The sequence below is a fragment of the Flavobacterium quisquiliarum genome (genome assembly GCF_019308285.1).
GTDB lineage: Bacteria > Bacteroidota > Bacteroidia > Flavobacteriales > Flavobacteriaceae > Flavobacterium > Flavobacterium quisquiliarum.
In genome coordinates, this window is sequence record NZ_WWEM01000009.1 from 36,917 (window position 1) to 61,525 (window position 24,609).

The 24,609-nt window shown below is 35.8% G+C and carries 11 protein-coding genes and 3 tRNA genes; 7 read left to right on the forward strand and 7 right to left on the reverse strand.

Annotation, left to right across the window (positions count from 1 at the left end; genetic code table 11):
* Positions 1–58: 58 nt before the first annotated feature.
* The 5 genes from GSY47_RS01890 to GSY47_RS01910 all read right to left on the reverse strand — a co-directional run bounded on the left by GSY47_RS01890 (position 59) and on the right by GSY47_RS01910 (position 16,382).
* Complete coding sequence (locus GSY47_RS01890; RefSeq protein WP_179002935.1) at positions 59–13,120, reverse strand: PKD domain-containing protein; 13,062 nt, start codon at positions 13,118–13,120, stop codon at positions 59–61.
* A gap of 790 nt (positions 13,121–13,910) precedes the next feature.
* Positions 13,911–15,464, reverse strand: a complete 1,554-nt coding sequence (locus GSY47_RS01895) for a helix-turn-helix domain-containing protein (protein WP_179002934.1) — start codon at positions 15,462–15,464, stop codon at positions 13,911–13,913.
* Between the two features lie 655 nt (positions 15,465–16,119).
* Positions 16,120–16,193: transfer RNA gene (locus GSY47_RS01900), tRNA-Arg, on the reverse strand.
* A 16-nt stretch (positions 16,194–16,209) separates the two neighbouring features.
* Positions 16,210–16,284 (reverse strand) — tRNA-Pro (locus tag GSY47_RS01905).
* Positions 16,285–16,298: 14 nt separating this feature from the next.
* Positions 16,299–16,382, reverse strand: a tRNA-Ser gene (locus GSY47_RS01910).
* 238 nt (positions 16,383–16,620) lie between these two features.
* Here GSY47_RS01910 and GSY47_RS01915 point away from each other — a divergent pair.
* From GSY47_RS01915 to GSY47_RS01925, 3 genes are all read left to right on the forward strand, one after another.
* Positions 16,621–17,799: an acetyl-CoA C-acyltransferase gene (locus GSY47_RS01915; protein WP_219071084.1), complete on the forward strand. Its 1,179-nt coding sequence runs from the start codon at positions 16,621–16,623 to the stop codon at positions 17,797–17,799.
* Positions 17,800–17,866: 67 nt separating this feature from the next.
* Positions 17,867–18,628, forward strand: a complete 762-nt coding sequence (locus GSY47_RS01920; protein WP_179002932.1) for a C40 family peptidase — start codon at positions 17,867–17,869, stop codon at positions 18,626–18,628.
* A 25-nt stretch (positions 18,629–18,653) separates the two neighbouring features.
* The gene (locus tag GSY47_RS01925) at positions 18,654–19,709 is read left to right on the forward strand and encodes an SMI1/KNR4 family protein (RefSeq protein WP_179002931.1); all 1,056 of its coding nucleotides are present in this window, start codon (positions 18,654–18,656) and stop codon (positions 19,707–19,709) included.
* Between the two features lie 162 nt (positions 19,710–19,871).
* On the opposite strand, the gene GSY47_RS01930 is transcribed toward GSY47_RS01925, so the two are convergent.
* Positions 19,872–20,717: an AraC family transcriptional regulator gene (locus GSY47_RS01930; protein ID WP_109194259.1), complete on the reverse strand. Its 846-nt coding sequence runs from the start codon at positions 20,715–20,717 to the stop codon at positions 19,872–19,874.
* Between the two features lie 116 nt (positions 20,718–20,833).
* Between GSY47_RS01930 and GSY47_RS01935 the strand changes: the two genes are divergently transcribed.
* The 4 genes from GSY47_RS01935 (at position 20,834) to GSY47_RS01950 (ending at position 23,739) form a co-directional block, all read left to right on the forward strand.
* A complete protein-coding gene (locus tag GSY47_RS01935; RefSeq protein WP_179002930.1) occupies positions 20,834–21,820 on the forward strand; it encodes an aldo/keto reductase in 987 nt (328 codons plus the stop codon).
* A 404-nt stretch (positions 21,821–22,224) separates the two neighbouring features.
* The gene (locus GSY47_RS01940) at positions 22,225–22,830 is read left to right on the forward strand and encodes an NAD(P)H-dependent oxidoreductase (protein ID WP_179002929.1); all 606 of its coding nucleotides are present in this window, start codon (positions 22,225–22,227) and stop codon (positions 22,828–22,830) included.
* A 2-nt stretch (positions 22,831–22,832) separates the two neighbouring features.
* Entirely contained in the window at positions 22,833–23,111 is a 279-nt protein-coding gene (locus GSY47_RS01945; RefSeq protein ID WP_179002928.1) for a putative quinol monooxygenase, read from the forward strand.
* Between the two features lie 163 nt (positions 23,112–23,274).
* Complete coding sequence (locus GSY47_RS01950; protein ID WP_179002927.1) at positions 23,275–23,739, forward strand: DUF3291 domain-containing protein; 465 nt, start codon at positions 23,275–23,277, stop codon at positions 23,737–23,739.
* Between the two features lie 90 nt (positions 23,740–23,829).
* Here GSY47_RS01950 and GSY47_RS01955 read toward each other — a convergent pair whose 3' ends face one another.
* Positions 23,830–24,537: a class I SAM-dependent methyltransferase gene (locus tag GSY47_RS01955; RefSeq protein WP_179002926.1), complete on the reverse strand. Its 708-nt coding sequence runs from the start codon at positions 24,535–24,537 to the stop codon at positions 23,830–23,832.
* Positions 24,538–24,609 lie beyond the last annotated feature (72 nt).

Consider the following 24,609-nt stretch of genomic DNA (forward strand, 5'->3'; position numbering starts at 1 on the left):
AGTTTAATTTTTGAAAGGAGAGAAGATTTTTAACCTCTTCCCTCCTTAAAGAATAGTTTTATTTTTTTAAATATACCCAGCCTGTTTGTGGCTTTCTTTCATTATTGTTGAAGTGAATAGTATAGAAATAAGTTCCCGCTGGAACCGTATCTCCAGAGACATTAAGTCTTCCTGTTGAATGACCATCCCACCACAATGGAGTTGTGAATTTGTCTCCGTTATGTTTGTACTTGTACACAAGGTTTCCATATCTATTTACAATCTCCATACTAAAGTTTGGATACAATACTTGCAAATGTTCTATTTCAAAAACATCATTTATGCCATCACCATTTGGAGTAAATCCTTCTGGGATGTTTAAAGGAACTGTAGGTTCTAATGTTACAGCATCCTGATCGTCTTCCTGTAGTTTATTATTTCCAGGAGTAGAATCGATATCGGTTTCATTTGCTGCAATTACTTCTGCAACGTTTGTGAAATCACCTGCCGGCAATACATAAGCTGTTACTTTTAATGTTTCTACTGCATTGATATCAATAGTTCCTACGTTCCAGATTCCTGTAATCGCATCGTAAGTTCCAATTGTTGTAGTCGCACTTACGAATTTGAATCCTGACGGAAGCAAATCTTTCACTACTACACCTGTTCCTCTGCTCGGCCCTTTGTTTGATAATGTTATCGTGAATTCAACATTAGTTTCAGCAATTGGTTTTAAGATATCTACCTCTTTAGTCAATTCTAAATCTATTAGAGCTATTGGTGCTGCAGTGATACAGCTTTGATTGTTTGCTGGATCTATATCTGTTTGGTGCATTGCTTTTATACTCGCACAATTTTGATAATCTCCAGATTCGTTAACAATTACGTCAACAATCAAAATCTCTGTTTCACCGTTTAATATCTTACCTACTTTCCAGTCTCCCGTTACATAATCATAAGCTCCTCTAGTAGAACTATAATTTACGAACGTGTAGCCCGAAGGAAGTACATCTGATACCAAAACACCTGTTGCATCTATATCTCCATTGTTTGTTAACTGAATCTCGAATGAAATCTCAGAATTTACTTTTGGATTCATAGTATTCTTCAAAATCGTCTTAACAACAGCTAAATCCACTGATTGATTAGGTGCAGCCACAGCACAAGCATAATCATCTTCTAAATCATTTCCATTCCCTGGAGTAGAATCAATATCTGGTTCGTTGGCTTTCGTAATCTCTGCACAGTTCATGTAATTTCCACTATCCAGAACTCTAACATCTACTAATAAAACTGCTGTATTTCCAGGTTCTACAAAACCTACTTTCCAAAGACCTGTTGAAGGACTGTACGTTCCAATAGTCGAACTATAGGTAATAAATTTATATCCAGAAGGAATTAAATCTACTACTTCTACTCCTGTTGCTTTTGTTGGTCCATCGTTCATCACTCTTACTTCAAAAGTGATTACATCGCCTACAGCAGGATTGGTAACATTTCCAACAATTTCTTTTGATAAACTCAAGTCTATATAAGCTGTTGGTACAATTGCTACACTGCCAATATTATTTGCTGGATTAGAATCTGCCTGATCCGCTTTTACTGCAGTAGTTGTATTCGTAATTGTTGTTCCATAAGTTCCTGTATTGACTCTTGCATCAATTGTAAGGGTTGCAACCGCACCATTTACAAGATTGCCAATTGTCCATAATCCAGAACCATTGTTATAATTTCCTGCTGAAACTATATCACTTACATAAGTAACTCCTACAGGTAATTTATCTACTAAACTCACATTGGTCGCATCACTAGCACCGTTGTTTGTTACTCTAATAGTATATCTAATAACTTCCCCTTCATTCGGTGTCGCATTATTTACGGTCTTAACAACCGCTAAATCTAAGTTCGTAACCGTTATCGTTTCAGTAGGGTCATCAGGAGTTCTGTTGGTATCAAACTGATCCTGCGTATTAGATACTGTATTGGTTAATACATTACCTCCCTGATCTAAACCAACAAGTGCTTTAATCTCGATAGATCCTTCTTCTCCCGGTTGTAATGTTCCTACTGTCCAGTTTGGAGTTGTCCATACCCCTTTTCCTGGAGTAGCTGAAACAAACGTTAAACCAGATGGCAGATCATCTTTTACTACCAAGTTTGTTACTAATGTTGTTCCTTTATTAGTTACCGTCACAGTATAAGTTACCGTTTCTCCAATGTTAGGTGTACTATTGTTTACTACTTTAGTCAATACAACATCGGCACCATTTTGAACTATGATGGTTTCTGTTAAATCATCGCCAGCAGTAGTTGGATCTGATTGATCTCCTTTGGCAGCGGTCGTTGTATTGACAATCGTTTTTCCTGCTGATCCAGAATTGATTAATACATTAATATTTAAAACTTTAGTTGCTCCGTTTGCAAGATCACCTATAGTCCAGATACCTGAACCATAATTATAGTCAGATCCTTGATTGTTGCTTACATAAGTAACTCCAATTGGAAGAATATCGGTTAAACGAACTCCTGTTGCATCACTTGGACCATTATTAGTCACTCTAATAGTGTAAGTAATCGTTTCGCCTTCGCTTGGGTTTGATTTACTTACTGTTTTTTCAGTAACTAAGTCTGAACTTGTCACAATAATTGATTCTGTTAAATCGTCTCCAGCTGTTGTTGGATCTGATTCATTTCCTGCTGCAGGAGTAACTGTATTTACAATAGGCGTTTGACTCACCGTTCCTGCCGCAGTAACTCTTGCATTAATCAATAATGTTGCAGAAGATCCAATGTTTATGTTTCCAATATTCCACAGACCTCCAGAATATGTATTGATTGTTCCTCCAGTTGCTACATGCGATACATAGGCTAATCCCACAGGTAAATTATCTGTTAGATTTACTCCAGTCGCTGTGCTTGGGCCGTTATTTACAACTGTTATAGTATACTGTACAACATCTCCTTGATTTGGATTTGATTTATCAACTGTTTTTGTGGTAACCAAATCAACTATTTTAACCGGAACAATCGTCACATCTGACTGATCAATTTCGTTAGGCGTGTTATTTCCGTGGATAACTCCATTTGGATCTAATTGATCTACTTTAGTAACCTCGGCAACATTTGTATAATTTCCTCCTGCATTGATGCTTGCAATTACAGTTAATGTAGCATTAGAAGTATTCGTTAAACCTCCTAAATTCCATAAACCATTCGATGCATTATAAGTTCCGCTGCTAGGCGTCGCGCTAACAAAAGTGTAACCGCTTGGCAGTTTATCTACGATGTTTATTCCCGTAGCATCACTTGGTCCGTTATTTATTGCTGTAATTAAAAACTCAACATTATCTCCTATTCTATGAGGCCCTGCAGTTACAATTGCTTTTGTGAGCGTAATTTCTGCTAGTGCATTTACAGTATCAATATCCGTTTGAGAATTATTACTAACATTAGGATCTTGAACAGCCGATGTTGCACTTGCTGTATTTACAATCTGACCAGTATAGTTGCTTGGAACTGCAATTGTTACGGTATACGTAACCGTTTCACCAACACTTAAACTGCTGATTGTTGCGTTACCAGCGTTTATATCTCCAGTACCATTTGCATTTGGAACTATTGTACCTCCTGTACCAACAGCTGTCCATGTCGTTACTGCTTCTAATATTGGATCTGTAATATCGTCAACTACCACTACATTTGTAGCTGTCGATGGACCATTATTTTTAACTGTTATCGTATAAACACTGTTTGTTCCAGGAACATACTTCTCTTTATTATCTGTTTTAGTAACTACTAAATCAGCTTGAGGTATCACTCTAATAGTAATCAAACTATTATTAGACAGATTACCTTCATGATCTTTAATAGTATAATTTATTGGAGTTGGATCTGTAATAAAACCAGGATTTGGCGTAAATGTTACTCTTCCGGTTACTAAATCTACATTCCATCTTCCTTCTCCAGGAATTGTTATACTTGTAATGTCTCCTGTTGGATCCTGAACAATATTGGTTCCATTTCCTGGATTAACCAAACTTACTGTTGTTGGATCAACTAAATCTCCTGTGGTATCATTAGCTGTAACATCAACAACTACCGGCGTATTAATTGGATTTCCAATTGATAAATCAGGCGAAGTGATTGGAGCATAATCTATTGTGATCGTAGCTGCATTCGAACTATTTCCTTGATTGTCTCTTATTGTATAGCTAATTACTGGTGGATCAATTGTGTATCCTGTCTCTGGAGTAAATGTTACATTTCCAAGAGCATCAACAATCCAATTACCAACTCCTACTACAGAAACTTCTCTAGGAGATATCTGAATTCCTCCAAAAACACTTGACGCATTTAATACTACTGTCGACACATCAACCGTATCTCCCGCTGTATCATTTCCAGAAACATTTAATGTAACTGGTAAACCTGGAGTTCCCGGTGTTGTATTTCTATCATTGGCTGCAACTGGAACATAATCTATAGTTACCCTCGCATTATTAGATACATTGCCATCATTATCTTTTACATTATACTGAATAGGTGTTGGATCTTTATGGAACGTTGGCAATGGCGTAAACGTAATTGCACCAGTTACCGGATTAACACTCCATTTTCCTTCATTCGGAACATCAAAACTTGTAATTCCTTTTGAGTCTGTTACAATAGCCGTTGCTCCTGCTGGACTCAATAAACGAACCGTTGAAGGATCTATAGTTCCATCCGGATCTGCATCTATTCCAGAACCGTTGTTTACTAATGGATTTACTGTTACTGCTGTATTTACAGGATTTCCACTACTTAAATCATTATATGCTATTGGTGCCTGAGCCACATAAGTTACTGTTATAGTTGCAGTGTCACTTAAGCCCGTTTGTGTTTCTGTTAATTTATATCCTAATGGCGTTGGATTAGATGTAAATCCTACCTGTGGTGTAAATACAATTAAACTAGTTGCTGGATCATAATTCCAAGTTCCTTCTCCTGGTACTATAATTGCTGTTTCTACTCCTGGTGTGTTAGGATTTAAATCAACAATTGTATTAGTAGGAGTTGCTAAAGTTCCATCTCCTAATCTATCATTTGTTAGAATATTTAATGGGGTTGAAGGCTGATTTGTTGTATTACCATTACTAATATCATTTGCAGCAATTGGTGGCAAACTAACCACAATTGTTTCCTCTAAATCATCACCAGCTGTTGTAGGATCTGTTTGATCTCCTTTAGCAGCAGTTGTTCTATTTATAATAGTTAAGCCTTTAGTACCTGCATTTACTTTTGCTGTAATTTCTAAAGTAGCTGTACCATTAACTGCTAAGTTTCCAATAGTCCATACTCCAGAAGCATAGTTATAAGCTCCAGCGGTAACAGTATGACTTTCATAAGTCAAACCTACAGGAAGAATATCTGTTAAACTAACACCTGTAGCACTAGTTGGGCCACCATTATTTGTAACCACAATACTATATCTAATAGTATCACCTTCATTTGGTCTTGATGCAGAAATACCTGCAACAGTAACAGCCGAAACTGTTTTTACTGTAACTAAATCTGATACATTAACCGGAGTAACTACTACAGCACTTTGATCATTTTCTAACGGATTATTATTTCCAGGTATTGAGTTTGGATCAAATTGATCAGCACCTGTTACTTCCGCTACATTGTTATAATTTCCTGAAGCTAATACTCTAGCTGTAATAGTTAAAGTTGCACTAGCGCTGTTAGCTAAATTACCAACTGACCAACCGCCAGAATTACTGTCGTATGTTCCTACTGAAGGTACTGCGCTTACAAACGAATATCCTGATGGCAATTGATCTGTAACTACAACTCCTGTCGCATTACTTGGACCATTATTGGTTACCACAATAGTAAATACTGCATTTTCGCCAACATTTGGAGAGGCATTCGCTACTGTTTTAAGCAAGCTCAAATCAGAAATCGCTCTTGGAGTACTAGAAACTTCACTTGTGTTATCAGTAAGATTCCCATCCGTTTCAGTACTTGTAGCTGTAGCTGTATTAAGGTAAATACCTGTTGGATTTACAGTAGCTGTAATATTTAAAGTTCTTCTTGCCCCGCTTGTCAGGTTACCTATTGTCCAATTTCCAGAAACATTGTTGAAGTTTCCTGTTGCATCATCGCTTACAAAAGTGTAACCAGTAGGCAATACATCATTTACAACCACATTTGTAGCATCACTTGGGCCATTATTTACAACATCAATTGTAAATACCACTGTAGATCCTACGTCTGGAGTTGCATTATTTATTCTTTTCACAACTGCAAGATTTACTAATGCAGATGGTGTTGTTGTTACTGTTGAAAAATCATCTCCAGTTCCATCATTTGGTGTAGAATCTGGATCATGCTGATCGCTTGCAATTACTTCAGCATTATTTACATAACTACCATTTTTCAGAACTTTAGCAGTTATTTGAATAGTTTCAGTAGTATTTGCAATAATTGGTCTTGAAACTGTCCAGTCTCCAGTCGTTCTGTTATACATACCTGCAGTTGGAACTGCACTTACGAATTCATAACCAGAAGGCAATAAATCTCTAATAATAACACCAGTAGCATTACTTGGTCCTGCATTTGAAACCGAAATTGTAAATACTACATTATCGCCTACTTTTGGCGCAGGTACATTAACAGTTTTATTAACTGATAAATCAGCAATTTGTCTAGGAGTTACAATAACTTCACTTTGATCATTCTCTGTAGCGTCATTATTTCCTGGAGTAGAATTACTATCTACTTCATTAGCTCCTGTAACTTCTGCTACGTTATTATAATTACCTGTTGGCAACACTCGAGCTTGAATCTCTAAACTAGCTGTTGCTCCATTTGCAAGAGTTCCGAGCGTCCATGAACCTGGCGTATTATTATAACTTCCAACAGATGGAATAGCACTAACAAATAAATATCCTGAAGGTAATTTATCTGTAACTACAACTCCTGTTGCATCACTTGGCCCAGCATTGTTAACCGTAATCCTGAAGGTTACAATATCATCAACATTAGGCGTATTATTATTAATTGTTTTAACTAGACTTAAATCTACTAATGGCCCACGTGATATTGTGATTTCATCTTGATCGTCTTCTGCTAAAACATTATTATTTGGTGTCGAATTTACATCTGTTTCATTAGCGCTGATAACCTCAGCAACATTGGTATAATTTCCTGTTGCATTAACGCTAGCCGTAACAGTTAAAACTGCTGAAGCTCCATTTGCAATAGTTCCAATATTCCATAATCCAGTTCCATTAGCATAAGTTCCGTTTGAAACTGTCGAACTAACATAAGTATATCCACTAGGAAGTAAATCTCTAACCTGCACTCCTGTAGCATTACTTGGTCCCGCATTTGAAACTCTTACAGTAAACACCACATTTGATCCCGCTAACGGACTAATATTATTTACCGATTTAGTTAATGATAAATTAATTAAAGCTGTTGGAACAGTAGTTACCGTTGAAGTATTATTCGCAGGGACTGGATCTGTTTGATTACTTGCTGTTACACTTGCAGTATTTCTATATTCATTAGCTGTTCCTGTTATAGGATTTACTTTAGCTGTAATATCTAAATATTCTGTTTTTCCATTTGCAACACTTCCTGAAATTGTCCAATTCCCATTTGTTGCATTATAAGTTCCATTAGTTGAAGTGTAGCCTACATAAGTATAACCTGACGGTAATAAGTCATTTACAATCACTCCTGTTGCATCACTTGGTCCAACATTTCTCAATGCAATTCTAAACTTAATGTTATCACCTACTTTTGGAGTCGCAACATCTACAGTTTTAATAACTTCCAAATCAGCTAACTGAACTGGAGTAATAACTACTTGTTCTTGATCATCTTCTGATAAATTGTTATTTCCAGGTACTGAATTAGGGTCAAATTCGTTAGAATGCACTACTTCGGCAACATTTCTATAATCACCGGTTGCATTTATTCTAGCAGTAACAGTTAATACTGCCTGACCTCCACTATTTATAGTTCCTATATCCCAAGAACCTGAAGTGCTAGAATATGTTGTTCCTGTATGACTCACATAAGTATAACCTGAAGGTAAATAATCAAGTACACTTACAGAATTTGCTGCACTTGGTCCGGCGTTTCTAACCGTTACCGTAAAAGTGACATTACTACCCACATTATATGGTCCTGCACTTACAGTCTTTGTTAAACTTAAATCTGCAATTGCTCTCGGAGTACTAGAAACACTGCTGGTATTGTTAGTAGAATTTGTATCAATCTCAGTTCTGGTTACAGATGCTGTATTGGTATAAGGTCCTGTTGGATTTACCGTGGCAGTAATTGTTAAGGTAGTTTTTGCCCCATTTGATAAACTTCCTATATTCCATCGTCCATTTGTACTATTATAAGTACCTGTTCCTGCAGTAGCACTAACAAAAGTATAACCAGCAGGCAAGTTGTCAGTTGCCACTACTCCCGTAGCATTACTAGGTCCGTTATTTACAACTTCAATTGTAAATTGAACTGTAGATCCTACATCCGGTGTAGCATTATTAATTCTTTTTGTTATCGCTAAATCAACATTTGGAATTGGAGTAAGCGTTAGAGAAGCTTGATCATCTTCTGTTGGAATATCATTATTTGGTGTTGAATTTGGATCAACCTGATCACTAGCAGTTATCTGAGCTGTATTCCTATATTCATTAGCTGTTCCTGTAGCTGCATTTACTCTAGCTTTGTAAGTTAAGTTTAAAGTAGCTCCATTTGCAACTGATAAACCAGACCAGTTTATTGCATTTCCTCCAGCATTATAATTCCCTTGATTAGAAACACTTCCAGTAATTAAAGCAAAACCTGTTGGTAAATTATCTCTTACTGCAATTCCTGTTGCATCGCGATTTCCTTTATTGGTAACAGCAACTGTAAAAGTTACTATATCTCCCACTCTAGGCGATGCAATATCAGCCGTTTTAGCTAAACCTAAATCGGTTTGACCGATTAATGTAATTTCTACAGTATCAGAGTCAACAGCACAAGAGCTATTTGAAACGGTATATTTAAACACATATTTACCTGGAATAGTTCCTGCAATTTGTGTAGTAGGACTGTTAACATCTAAAATAAATGGAGTATTAGGCCCTGATACAAATGACCATGTTCCTGTATTTGGCGCAGGATCTGTCGCTGCCATAGTAACAGTGCTGTATTCTCCTAAAGTTTGGTCTGGACCAGCATTCACAGCTGCAATAGCTGGATTAATGGTTATCAGCATTGTATCTTCTAAATTACATCCTCCACCATTAGAACTTGACCACTTAAATTCATAAGTACCATTTGTCAAAGCAGAAACAGTAGATTGAGCGCTGAATCTATTAGAAAAAATAGCTGTTGTTGGTCCTGAAACTTGTGTCCATGTTCCCGTTCCTGGATTAACAGGATTGGCATTCATCACTGCAGTAGTAGCATTACATAAGTTTTGATCAGGCCCTGCGTTTGCAGGTGTTGGAGGTGCTCCTGTAAATGTTATATTTACAGTATCTGTACTTACAGCACAAACAGATCCATTTCTTACCGTCCAAGTAAAAGTATATGTTCCTACTGGCAATAAATATGGGTTAGCAATTGATAATGTTGATTTTGGATTATTTGGACTGTCAATAACAATTCCTCCATTAGATGGATCAGTAGTTAATGTCCATGTTCCAATTCCTCTTGTCGGTTCTACTGCATTAAGCTGAGTAGCCAATTGACAAGCACTTTGATCTGCTCCAGCATCAGCTGGGCTTGGTGGCGAATAAGCGTTAATTCTAACAACATCGCTTAAGTTATTACAACTTCCATTACTAGCTCTCCATTCAAAAATATATAATCCTTCCGCTAATCCAGTAACACTTGTAATATTTGAATTTGGTGATGTTATTGTTTCACCAGCCGGCCCGCTTATTTTACTCCATCTACCAGTCCCTGAAGTAATTGAATTACCAGTTAAAGTAATAGAGTTACCTGCTGATAAACAAATATCTTGGTCAACTCCCGCATTAGGCATTGTAGGTAAAGCACTATTGGTAACCGTCATGCTATCATTGCTTGCTCCACAGCCTCCTGCGTTCGCATTTGATATATCGTATCTAAAAGTATAATTATTTCCAGGTACAATTGAAGCTCTAGCTGTAGAAGAAGAAAGTGGTGTAATGGTTGCTCCAGTTCCTGTAGTCACACTCCAAGTACCTGTAGATCCCTTTGTCCCTTGTAAAATAATTTCAGTCGCATTACATAAAACCTGATCTGGTCCAGCATTTGCAGGAGCATTCACATTTAATACTAGATCAGCTGTCGATGTTGCACATGATGGACCATTTGTACTAGACCATCTTAATACATAAGTTCCTGTTGTAAGTCCAGAAATACCAGTATTGCCACTATTTACATTAGCAAATGTTGGATTATTTGGTCCAGAAACAACCTGCCAAGTTCCTACCCCGGCTGTAATGGTGTTTCCTGTTAAAGTTGCGCTTGTAGTACAAACTGCTAATGGCGAGTTTGTCACTACTGCTGTAGTTGGTGGTAAACTTACTTTGAAACTTACTTCACTTGAAGCAGAATCACAATTTCCTCTTTTAACCAGCCATCTGAAAACATAGTTTCCAGGGGCCAAATTGCTAAATACTGCTTTTGGATTATTTATATCCGAAACCGTCCAAGAACTATTTCCTGAAACCTGAACCCATGTTCCTACTAAACCTGGAGTAAGATTGTTTCCGTTCATGGTAACACTATTTCCAGCACTATCAGTACAGACGTCTTGATTAGATCCTGCAGCAGAAGTTGGTGCAGCGGCAATTGTAAGAGTTGTAACGTCTGAAAAAGTAGAACATCCTGAACCAGCAACTGATGTAGTCCATTCGAATTCATAAGTACCGTCTGATAATCCTGTTATATTAGTATTATGACTATTAGGATCATTAAAAGCAACTGTTGTTGGTCCAGACTTTTGAGTCCAAGTTCCTGTAGTACCCGCTGCTGGAGCTGTAGCTGCTAATACAGCCGTAGTTGTTCCTGAAGGCAGACATTGATCTGATCCTGCATCTGCCGGAGATGGTGAAAATGTACTTGTAGTATTTACCACAACATCACTCCATGCAGGAGTACAATCTGTTGTAGCACTTGTAACTGTCCATCTAAAAGTATACGAACTACCTTCTGACATTCCATTAACATAAGTTTGAGGACTTGCCGGATTTACAATTGAAACAGTCGAAGGACCTCCAACTTGTGTCCATTGTCCCGTTTGCCCATCTACTAATGCATCAGCATTTAGGAAATAACTACCCGCACATACAGTAACAGGTGTTGATCCTGCATTTGCGCTAGGTGGTCCTGATACCGTGATAGAAGTTTCACTAAAAGTGTCAACAGAATTTGGTCCACCTGAGATATTCCATCTAAAAACATATACCCCTGGAATCAAAAGGCTTACAATAGGATTATAATTATTTATATTATCAAAAGTCGCCGTATTAGGTCCGCTAACTTGTGACCAATAACCTGTCAAACCTGCAGTTGCCATCAAAGCTGGATTATTCCCCGATAATTGAGTTGATGTAACGCTACAAAGTAAAGCAACTGTAGTACCTGCATTTGATGGTTCTGGTCTTAATGAAACAACAACTTTAATATCAGCAAATGCTTCTGAACAGCCAGTAGCAAAACTACCGCTTGTATATCTTCTTGCTCTAAAAGTGTACGTTCCCGGTCTGCTTAAACCTGAAAAGTTTAGATTACCTCCATTAACATTGGCAGTTGGTGAAGCACCAGCAGGGCCACTTACAAATATAGCTTCACTGGCATTACCACCTGTTGTAACCATTGGTACACTTCCTGAAGTCGTGTTTACTGGTAAAACAACAGTATCTACACCATTGTTCAAAGTAAGAGTTGTTGGGCTATTAAAATAATTTACTGTAAAAGTGGATTGTGTTTCACAATTTGGATTTACACTACTATTCCCTTTAATCTTATAGATAAAAGTATAAGATGTAGTAGTATTAAAATTTAACCCTGTAATTTGGGTGGTTGGACTACCAGAAGAAACAATAGTTGCTCCTGAGTTTGTAGTCCATTCCACAGTTTCCCCTGCGTACAAAGGGATATTTCCTTGTAAAATTGTCGAAGTTATAGAACTGTCGCAAAATGTTTGCGAGTTATTTGTTCCTCCAGCAGTTGTAACATCTTGTGTTGCTGCAGGTACATTTATAGTAACCGTGTCAGAACCAACCGCACATGGTCCTTGAACTAACCATCTAAAGACATAAGATCCTTGTGTTAAATTCGAAACTGTTGCGTTTGGAGTATTAGCATTTGTAATCGTCGGCATCGTAGGACCAGATACAAATGACCATGTTCCCTGTTGTGTTCCAGTTCCATTTCCGCCTATTGATGCATTTAGACCTGCTGATTGTGTAGCCGTGTAACATTCTGATAAATTTTGATCTGGACCAGCATTTGCAATAACTTCCCCTCCATAGTTAGTTACTACTATTGAAGAAGACGATGTACATGAAGAAGAAGTAATCGTCCAAGTTAACTGCGTATTACCAGCTGCACTTGGAGACAATGTTATCGTTGCGTTTGGCGAATTTGGATTATTTATTGTCACACCTGCATTATCTGCACCGCTTTTTACCCATAATCCTGTTTCTCCTGGATTTAGAGGAGCATTCGCAGACAGAGCGTAAGTACCAGGACAGCCTTGTATATTACTTCCTGCTCTTGCTACAGTTATCGGATGCACTATGTAACTAACATCTTGATAAGTTGTCCCTATCTCACAGACACCTGATAAACGAAAGGTATAAGTATTACCTCCAACAGCTCCAAGAACTGATGTTACAGCATTATTGGGATTTTGAATAACCACCGAAGGACCTGCTATTTGAGTCCACCTATGACTTACTATTTTACCTCCTACAACACCATTCAAAACAAGTGGAGCATTGGCACAAATTTCATCAGGTATTCCTGCATTTACAGAACAATCCTGAGAATAAGCGCTTTCACTAAAAAAAAGAACAGCAAACAATGCTAAAAAGCACGAAAGTACAGTATTAAAATTGGATTTTTTGTGTTTAGACGAGTAGTTTTTTTCCATAAAATAATCTTAAAATAATGTTCTTCTATAAAAGTTTCCTTTTAAATCTTCTTTATTTAAATTCTTAAAAAAATTCATTTTACAACAAATCAAAATAATCAAACCAAGCAAGGTCATCAGAAGCTGTATTGACTTCCTTGACCTGCTAATTCTAAAGTTTAATATTTTCGGTTTTTTATTAATCCATCATCTTATTTTAGGCAGCAGATTCGCCACTCTAAACAAGGTGAAAAAACAAAAAAAGTATGCGTTTTTTTAATACCAAATGGAGGAGAATACAAAGAGAAATATCTTCCATTAAACAAATATTTCTATGCATCAACCTGCACAAATTCCGGGCGAAATTAACCAATGAATAGACTTAATTTTAGAAGAAGGCTTGCTAGATTACGTAAAATAAAAAGCATTAAACATTTTAAAAATCACTAACTCACTAAATAGCAAGCAATTATTAAAAAACAATTGATTAAGCCTTTTTTAAGAGAAAATAAGAAGAGGATTACAGGAGTAAATTAAGATTTGAGAACACAATCTAAACTGACTAAAAAATTATGCTATTTTTCGCTCATTAACAACATCTTATTTTAAAGAAGTCCGCTAAATTGAACCCAAAAAAAGTCTCGTTTATTATAAAAAAATGCTAATTAAAGAACTACTTAATACAACAAAAAGACAAAATCTACTTTTAGTTTTACTCTTTTAAATAGATGAATCTAAAATGAAAAAACACCAATTTCGAAAAATCAAAATTGATGTTTTTTTTAGCATAATACTATTTTAATCTGATTCCTTAAAGATCTTTCTTTTCTTCATCACGTTGCTCTTGAAGATCCGTAATAAAAGTTAACGGAGAAACTCCTGTTACCTTTTTAAAAGTAGTTGTAAATCGGCTATGAGAAGAAAAACCACACAGGTCTGCAAGAAAACTAATTTTATACTTTAAAAAGTTATTATCATTTCTCAAACGATCGGTAATATAATGTATTCGCAGCTCATTAATATATCCCGCAAAATCTATTGATTTGTTTTTGTTTATTACATAAGACAAATATCGCTGATTGATAGAAAGTTTTACGGCAACATAATTTAAAGAAATATCCTTATCGAGATAAAAATGAGACTCTTCCAGCTTTTGTATCTTTTCCAAAATAGCACTTTCCGTCGCTTCCGACATATATTCTTTAGAAGATTCCTGCTTAGGTTTTAAATCTTCGATTTCTATTACCTCATTATTGCCACTAACTGCTTCAGGTTTTATATAATCTTTTTTTCTTTTAAATACATAGACCAACATTATAATCAAAACAATAAAAATAAAACAGCCAAGAAAAATAATAATTCTACTTTGATCATTTTTTAACTGATTATTTTTCTGCTCTTCTCTTAGCGTTTTAATCAAATCATCTGTATTACTTTTACGACTATCCTCCTCGTCTTTCTTTAACTTTAAATTCAATTCATTATACTCGATGTACTTTTTATAGTCCGTCTTTTTATAAAATTGCATTAAAGAAGCATACAATTCTTGTTTTAAGGTAAAAAAATCAGAAGCTATTGCAATCTCTTCCGCTTTCTGATAATTAAGAAGTGCCTTTTTATCATCGCCAGTACGTGCATAAACATTTCCGAAACCATTAAATATAAACCCCTTTAGCGGACTATTAGAAGATTCCGATTCCGAAAGCTCCTTCTCTGCTTTTTGAAAATAAACCAAAGCCGAATCAATCTTTTGCAGCGAAAGGTAATTTTTTCCGATAAGCTCATCATTAACCGCAATATGAAAATTTTTATCTATACTTGAATCTGCCAATTCAAATTTCTTTTTTCCAGCTTTAAGATCGTGAATTGCTTTGGAGAAATTAGAATTGTACATTTCATAATATGCAATTTCTTGAGATAAGGTTCCTTGAAATTTATACATTTCATTTTTATCTTCAATCTTTTTACTAACTGCAATCGCTCTTTGCAAATACACTTTTCCAAGACTGTAGATTTCATACTCGCGATAAATCGTCGAAAGAAAACCATTTATCCTAGCTTGAAGATTATAATTTTTATCCAACACTGCCAAACTATCAGCACGCTTTAAGGCTGTAACGGCTTCATTTCGCATACCGTGCTGACGCAAAAGAGTCGCCCTAAGCATAGAAGCTCTAATACGCTCTGTATTGTTTGCTGAAATTTCATAAAGATAAGCCGTATTTCGTAAAGCCTTTTCTGGGTTTGAACTCAACAACACTTTAGAGGTTTCATCAAAAACTTTATCGAATTTCGAGCCTTGAGAATAACTTAAGTTACAAGAAACTAAGAATAGAAATAGGAGAAGAATAAATTTTAAGCGCATATAAATAATAAGAAATCAAGCTTTGCAACATATTGCTGTTTACTCCTAAAATCAATTATTCAGTTTAAAAGTTTAACTAGAAAATCTAAGCTAATACCTAAATACACTTTTATCCTTTCTCTTAATTACAACTTAACGAGTTGGGTCTATCATGTATTGATTCAAAATGTTATTGATTAAATCTGGAAATTTAGAATAACAAATAAAGTTATAAACTATACGTGAATATTCTAATAAAAACAACTTGGTGTAAAGACAACACTTTACAGCGCAAATTTAACACATCGAATATATATATACTACACAAATCCAACTTAAAATTTCAAAAAAATACATTTACTTGTTATTAATAACATTCAATATTTTTTTTCAAATAAAATAGAGGAAATATCTTTTTTGCCGAAAATTTTATGGTGATTTTCTAAGAATATTTTATCGGAGCTCAAGTTTTACAGTGTTTTCTTAAATAACCAATAACCTGTAAAAAAAACCTCATTTTTATTCTTATGCCAAATGGAGTTAATGATTTTACTAAAACATTCACATCTAAAAATCCTGCAAGAACTATAAAAAAAGAAGAGTTTTTACAGAGCATTTACTGACGCAAAAAAATACAGAAAACAAAAAAGCCCTTGAAAAACAAGGGCTTTAAGTGTGAACGCAGAAGGATTCGAACCTTCGACCGCCTGCTTAGAAGGCAGGTGCTCTATCCAGCTGAGCTATGCGTCCATTATTTCAATTGTAGTCGGGGTGGCAGGATTCGAACCTGCGACCTCCTGCTCCCAAAGCAGGCGCGATAACCGGGCTACGCTACACCCCGAGGCAAAATTTAAGCGGAGAGACAGGGACTCGAACCCTGGCGACGGTTACCCGTCGACAGATTAGCAATCTGCTCCATTACCGCTCTGGCACCTCTCCTTGCTAGTGGAATTGCTTCCGTTTTGCGAGTGCAAATGTATAACAACATTCCTTTTCTCACAAGCTTTTTTCTGAGTTTTTTTAGTTTTTTTTTATCTTTTTTCAAAACCACTTCACAATCAAACAAATAGAATTAACAAAAAATTGACCCAAATTTAAAATCCGCCCTATTCAATACAAAATTTGAATATAATTAAATAAACAGTAAATTTGCTTTATTAACTATATCACACAGAAAATGAACAAAAGAGTTGTTATCGTTTCTGCCGTTAGAACACCTATCGGAAGTTTCATGGGAGGTTTATCTACCGTACCCGCGCCAAAATTAGGTGCTGCCGCCATTAAGGGAGCGCTTTCAAAAATTAACCTAGACCCAAAACTAGTTGATGAAGTTTTTATGGGTAATGTAATTCAGGCAGGAGTTGGACAAGCTCCAGCTCGCCAAGCTGCACTTTTTGCTGGTTTGTCTGAAGAAGTTGCCGCTACAACAGTAAACAAAGTTTGTGCTTCTGGAATGAAAGCGGTTATGTTCGCTGCGCAAGCAATTGCATGTGGAGACGCTGAGATTGTTGTAGCGGGCGGAATGGAAAGCATGAGCTTGATTCCACATTATGTACAAATGCGTGCCGGAAACAAATTTGGTCTTGCAACTATGCTGGATGGAATGCAAAAAGATGGCTTGACAGATGCTTATGACAACAACGCAATGGGAGTTTGCGCTGATTTATGTGCAACTGAATACAAAATCAGCCGTGAAGAGCAAGACGCATTTGCAATCCAATCTTATGAGAGAAGCGCTAAAGCTTGGGATGCTGGAAAATTCGACAATGAAGTTGTTCCTGTTGAAGTACCACAAAGACGCGGCGAACCTATTATATTTTCTAAAGACGAAGAATATACTAATGTAAAATTAGATAAAATTCCATCTTTAGCTCCAGTTTTCACAAAAGACGGAACGGTAACTGCAGCAAACGCATCGACAATTAATGACGGAGCCGCTGCTTTAGTTTTAATGTCCGAAGAAAAAGCAAATGCATTAGGCTTAAAACCTTTAGCTTACATTAAAGGTTATGCAGATGCTGCGCAAGAGCCAAAATGGTTCACTACAAGCCCTGCAAAAGCATTACCAAAAGCATTAGACAAAGCAGGAATCTCAATTTCAGATGTTGATTTCTTTGAATTCAATGAAGCTTTCTCTGTAGTTGGTTTAGCCAATGCGAAAATCTTAAACCTAGATAACGATAAAGTAAACGTAAACGGTGGTGCTGTTTCCTTAGGACATCCTCTTGGAGCATCTGGAGCACGTATCATTGTAACTTTACTGAATGTTTTAGAACAAAACAATGCAAAAACCGGAGCTGCTGCAATTTGCAACGGTGGCGGAGGTGCATCAGCAATTGTTATCGAAAGAGCATAAACAATATCTCAAAAAATCAGGAGTTATATAAGGTAACTCCTGATTTTCAACTTATAAATTTCCTTACATGTTTGGAATTTGCAATTTAGCCATAGTACCCGTTCGAGCTGAAGCTAGTGACAGAAGTGAAATCGTAACACAGCTTTTATTTGGCGAACATATCGAAATTTTAGAACGCCATAATCAATGGGCTAAAATAAGAATTCAGTTTGACGACTACGAAGGCTGGGTCGATTCTAAACAATATCAGGAAATTACCAAAGAGCAATTTGATCTTTTGAGCAAAGAGTCAATTATTCTAAATGCTGATTTGATTGATTATATCACAGCTCCAAACAACCTATTGCTTCCAATTCCCCTTGGAGCTTCTTTATCTTTTCTAAACAATAGCGAAATCAATATTTCCAACTTTGATTTTGAAGGAACCAAAACCAGCGGTATCAAACCTAAAAGCGCTTTAATTAAAACTGCTTTTATGTATCTGAATGCTCCGTATTTATGGGGCGGAAAAACTCCTTTTGGAATTGACTGTTCCGGTTTTACTCAAATGGTTTACAAACTAAACGGCTATAAAATTCATCGTGATGCTTCGCAACAAGCGCTTGAAGGAGAACCTTTAAGTTTTATTGAAGAAAGTGAAGTGGGCGATTTAGCTTTCTTTGACAACGACGAAGGAAATATTACCCACGTTGGAATCATTATGGAAAACAACTATATCATTCACGCAAGTGGAAAAGTCCGTATCGATCGTTTAGACCATACCGGAATTTACAATCCCGAATTAAAAAGACATACCCATAAACTTCGTGTAATCAAGAAAATTATCTAGTAAAAAATCCTTACAAAAAGAAACAATGGCAAAACTTGAATTATCCAAAAACGGCTTTCAGATCAACAATATAAACATCGAATTCCCAATTGATATAAAAGTTTTAAAACAGGCTTTAGGAAATTCTAGATATACTAAAAAAAAATACAATCACATTTATACTTGGGACGACCAAGGGATTATGGCTTTTTCTAAAGAAGGAGACAAAGTCGAAAGTATAGGACTTGAATTAGAGCTTCGTGAATACGATTTTTGTGCAAAAAGTATCTTTACTGGCGAATTTATTTTTGATGGTTACGAATTATTTAAATACTACGAAAACAACAAAAAACAGCTTGTAAAACTTTTTAAAGGAGACAGAAGCGGTGCTTTTATCCTAAACGGAATCAGCGTTTGGTTTGACAAAGAAGATGGTAAAATTACGAGTTTAAGCATTTCTCCACGCAAGGAAGAAGAGAAAAAAATTTCAGCTCCTGTTGATCTCGAATTCAAATTCTTTGAACCACTTTGGAAAGAATGGATTTCTGAAATCAATAAAATTGTTTCTGAAAATAATGATTATTACAATCTTGCAGAAGGAATTTCAGAAGATGATATAAACAATCATTCAGTTATTGAAGATGAAATAACAATCCCTCCTGCTCTAGTAAATTTCTACAAAGTTCACAATGTCGATTACGATGCCGTTACATCAGCATTTCAGTTGGCGATAAACAATTGGAGTTACGAACTTATTCCTTTTCAAGACATTACGGAAGAATGGATTTCCATACAAGATCTGCAATTTGACGAAGACGATTTACCAGAACAAGATGAAGTAGATTTCGAAAAAATCAAAACCAACAACTACGCCAATCCAAAATGGATTCCGTTTGCAACCGGAAGAAACGGAGATTATTTACTTTACGACACAGACCCGGCCTCAAAAGGAAAATTTGGACAGATTATCGAACTCCAAAATGAATCCTGGTCAAGAATCATAGTTGCCGATTCATTAGAAGAATTAATTCAAAACGAAATCAACAATTTAAAAGCGGGTAAAACTGAGCATTTTAGTTTTATAATTGAAAAAGAAAATTAAGGCACACGGATAAAACAGATTTGCTTTGCAAAAACGCGGATTTACACAGATTTTTTCCTCTCACAGATTGAGCAGATTTAACAGTTTTTTTTACAAGTATTATATGTGAAATAAAAACAGTCCAAAAATTAGAGTAAATTCGTGAATTCGTGGCAAAAAAAACTAAGCACTTAATCGAATCGTTTTTCTAAACTCAGATGGACTATACCCTTTTTGTTTTCTAAAGAATTTATTAAAGTGGCTTTCATCCGTAAAACCAAATTCATACGCAATTTCATTAATACGTTTATCACTAAACTGCAAACGATGCTCAATCAGTTTCGTTTTATAATTACTGATATATTGTTGCATCGTTTCACTCGCATGCTTCTTAAAATAACGTCCTAAATACGTATTTGAAATCCCGAAATAATCACTTATGGATTCCGCTTTAATTTTTTCAGGGAAATAAATATTATTCTGAATGTATTGCAAAATATCCATAGCTTTAGCCTCTGTACCAATATTAACCTGCTCTGGAAGATATTTCGCAATATTACGAGCAACTATTATAATCAAAGTATTCACCAATTGCTGAATCAATTCCTGATTGTAAACATCTTTATCCTGATGCTCGCGACAGATTGCTTCAATCATCACTTTCACCAAACACTTATCAGGATCATTTTTTAGAATACAACCCGGCTGATGATTCGCATTTTGAAGAATATATTCCAATCGCTGCACATTCTCATTTTGCAAACTCGAATTTTTCAAATAAATATCATTAAACCTCAAAAAGAAAAACTTCGTTTCTGTTTCAATGGTAAAATTATGACAGTCCTCTGGCGTCAATAAAAACAAATGCCCTGGATCGTACTCAAAAATATTTTTATTAATACACTGTCTTCCTGTTCCTTCAAGAATATAAACCAGTTCAAAGAAATTATGGCGATCACCCACATCCGGATATTCGTTTAAAGTTTCAAAAGAAACCGTAAAAGGCTCGTATAAATTCTCTTTTTTCATAATCTATTTTATTTGAAGTTGCAAATATACCTAAAAAAGACAAATATATACCAAATTAAAACCTTAAAAATGGTATAATTTTGCCTCGTCAAATTAATCAAAATAAAATTACTATCATGGAATATAGAAAATTAGGCAATTCAGAACTAGAATTATCAGCTATAACATACGGTGCTTTTGCAATTGGCGGAACCATGTGGGGCGGAACTGAAAAGAAAGATTCAATCGAGTCAGTTCAGGCTTCTATCGACCACGGAGTAACCACAATCGACACCGCTCCTTTTTACGGATTTGGTTTAAGCGAAGAAATGATTGGCGAAGCAATAAAATCGTACGATCGTTCAAAAGTGCAATTGTTAACCAAATTTGGTTTAGTTTGGGACGGAAGCAACAACGGAAAAGGCGATTTCTTTTTTGATGCTGATGATAACGGAAAACAAGTGCCTATTTACAAATACTCATCAAAAGAAAACGTAATTAAAGAAATCGAAGAAAGCTTAAAACGCCTTAAAACCGATTATATCGATTTACTGCAAATTCATTGGCCAGACAGCACAACGCCAATTTCTGAAACCATGGAAGCCGTTGAAACCTTAATTCAACAAGGAAAAATCAAAGCTTTTGGTGTAAGTAATTACAATATTGAACAAATCAAAGAAGCGCAAAAAAAGGTTCAGATTGCATCAGATCAGGTGGCGTATAGCATGTTGAACAGAAGTATCGAAAAAGATTTACTTCCTTTTACCATCGCAGAAAATATCGGAATCATTGCTTACAGTCCGATGGAAAGAGGTTTATTGACAGGGAAATATTTCACCGACAGCAAGTTAAAAGAAAACGATCACCGCAACGGTTATTTCGGAAAATTCGATTTACAAAAAGTAAAAACCCTAATCGAAGAACTAAGTTCGCTGGCAAACGACAAACATATTTCTATCGCACAATTAGTATTGCGTTGGACAACATTACAAAAAGGAATTTCAATTGTTTTAGCCGGAGCAAGAAATGCCGAACAAGCCATTTCAAACGCTAAAACTATGGATTTCGATTTATCAGCTTCAGAACTTGCTTTCATTAATGAAGCACTTTCTAAAGTAGACTAATTATTTTTTAAACACATAGAAACATAGTTATTCATTGCGTACAAAGGCGTTTCACTTTTCTAAAAATCACATAGCTATGTGTTAGAAACTAGTTTCTTTCAATTCCCTTTTCAAGAAAGAAAGAAAAATCTATGTTTCTATGTGTTTAAAAAAAATCTCAAACAATTAAAATAATTTGGGTGTGCCCCTCCGGGTCGGGCTTTCAGCTATATCTTTTGTTCCATTTCATTCCACAAAAGGATACCGCCTCAATCCCTCACACATCCGTTTTCAAAAGAAACACTTATATCTCAATTTAGGTAAACAAAAACTTTGCGACTCTGCGTCTTTGCGAGATTAAAAAATAAAGAAAAAAATGCGCCTTTAAATTTCAATATAAAGACGTTAATAAAACCAATAGTAAAATGAAAAAGATATTTATAATTAACGGCGGGCAGAAATTTGCCCATTCAGGCGGAAAATTCAACAAAACAGTTCAGGACTGGACAACCGAATTTCTTTCCAAAAACAACGAATACGAAATCAAAACAACTCACGTAGAAGACAATATCGATCTTGACAAAGAAGTCGAAAAATTTGTTTGGGCAGATATTATCATTTACCATACACCAGTTTGGTGGTTTCAATTACCAAACCTTTTTAAAAAATACATCGACGATGTTTTCACCGCAGGCCATAACAAAGGAATTTACAAAAGCGACGGAAGAAGCCGTGTAAATCCAGACATCAATTACGGAACCGGCGGACTTCTGCACGGACGCAAATACATGCTGACCACAAGCTGGAATGCTCCTGCAACAGCTTTTACACTTCCAGGTGAGTTCTTCGATCAAAAATCAGTTGATGAAGGCGTAATGTTTGGTTTCCACAAAATGAACAAATTCACAGGAATGGAAAAACTAGACGGATTCCACTTTCATGATGTTGAGAAAGGCGCTACAATAGAAAATATCGTTATCTTTAAAGAGAATTACACCAAACACTTAGAGCAAACTTTTAAAAACTTATAATTATGATTTCGATTACCGCAATTTTAAAAAGTAAACCAGAGCATTTAATTGAAGTTAAAAATATGCTTACTCACCTAGTTACCGAAACTAGAAAAGAAGAGGCCTGTATTCGTTACGATTTACATACCTCCGAAAATGTTTTTATTCTTTGGGAAGAATGGAAAGACCAGCCTGGATTAGATTTACACAACAGCCAACCTTACTTACAAGAATTCATAAAAAAAACAGAATCCTTAGTTTCAACTCCAATCCAGGTTTACAAAACAGCTCAGATTTTATAAGTTTTTTTTCGCCACGACCCGAGCGATAGCGAACAGGCGAAGCAATTCACGAATTATTTTAAATACTAAGCGCATAGATTAAAAAAAATAAATTCGTGAATTCGCGGCGGAAAAACTATCCAGAAAAAAGCTAAATTGCTTAAAATTCAGAAACATATATTTTATGAGCAAATACCATCTTGCCGAAATTAATATTGCCAAAATGAAAGGAGTCGACATCAACGATCCAATCATGAAAGAATTTGTGGACAACTTAGACACCGTAAATAAACTAGCTGAAGAGAGCGAAGGTTTTGTCTGGAGACTAAAAGACGATACCGACAGTTACAATGCTACAAGTCTGAATCCGTACAATGATGAGCAAATCATTATCAATGTATCGGTTTGGGAAAGCATAGAAACACTGGAACATTATATGTACAAAACGTTTCACAGCGAATTCCTAAGACGCCGTAAAGAGTGGTTTCAAAAATTCGGAAAAGCCCATACCGCCATGTGGTGGATTCCAGCAGGCCAAATCCCAACCATGGAAGAAGCCGTTGAAAAACTAGACTACCTCCAAAAAAACGGCCCTTCAGAATTAGTTTTTGATTTAAGAACTAAATATCCGATGCCAGTAGATGCATAGTTTTTTTATAGCCACGAATTCACGAATTTTATTTTTTAAATCTATACGCAAAAATTTTGAATTAATTCGTGAATTCGTGGCTAACAAAACTTATTTAATTCCTCCAAAAGCTCCGAAACACATGTTTTTATGCAAGATTTCAACTTTAGAAAAACCTACTTTTTTCATCAAATCCAATTGGTAATTCATAGATCTTGGCGAATCTTCCTTTTCGATATAATCCAAAACTTTCTGACGATACTCCGCTCCTCCTATTCCTTCCAAATACTCTCCGTAACGTTGCCACGTATATTCATTCAACAATTCTGTGTCTTGCGTAATTAAATCCGAAATCATTAAACAGCCTCCCGGTTTTAATAATCTAAATAACTTTGTAAAAGTAGTTTCCCAATCTTCACCATCACGCAAATGATGTAAAACCGCACCTGCCAAAATAATATCAAAACTGTTTTCTTTTAAATCTACTTCACGAATATCACCTTGTTTAATTTCGACTTTTCCATTTGTTTCTGCTGAAACTCTTTCAAAAGCCCTGTCTAACATTGGTAAACTTAAATCAATCAAAACACAATTCAAGTTTGGTACTTTAGACAGCATTTTTAAAGTATAATTTCCAGCTCCACAGCCAACATCCAGTACATTTTTGGCATTCGGAACGATACGTTTTGAAGCTTCAGTAATTAATTCCAAAGAAATAGTCGCATCTATTGTAGCCACTTGCCCCGTTTCTAAATTTGAAAATCGTTCAACATCATTGTCAAACCGTTCTTTGATTTCTTGAATAGATGATTTTTTCATAGCTCCTGTTTTTTTATCTCTCGCAGATCACGCAGATTTAGGGGATCTTTTTGCTATTATATGATCGGAATT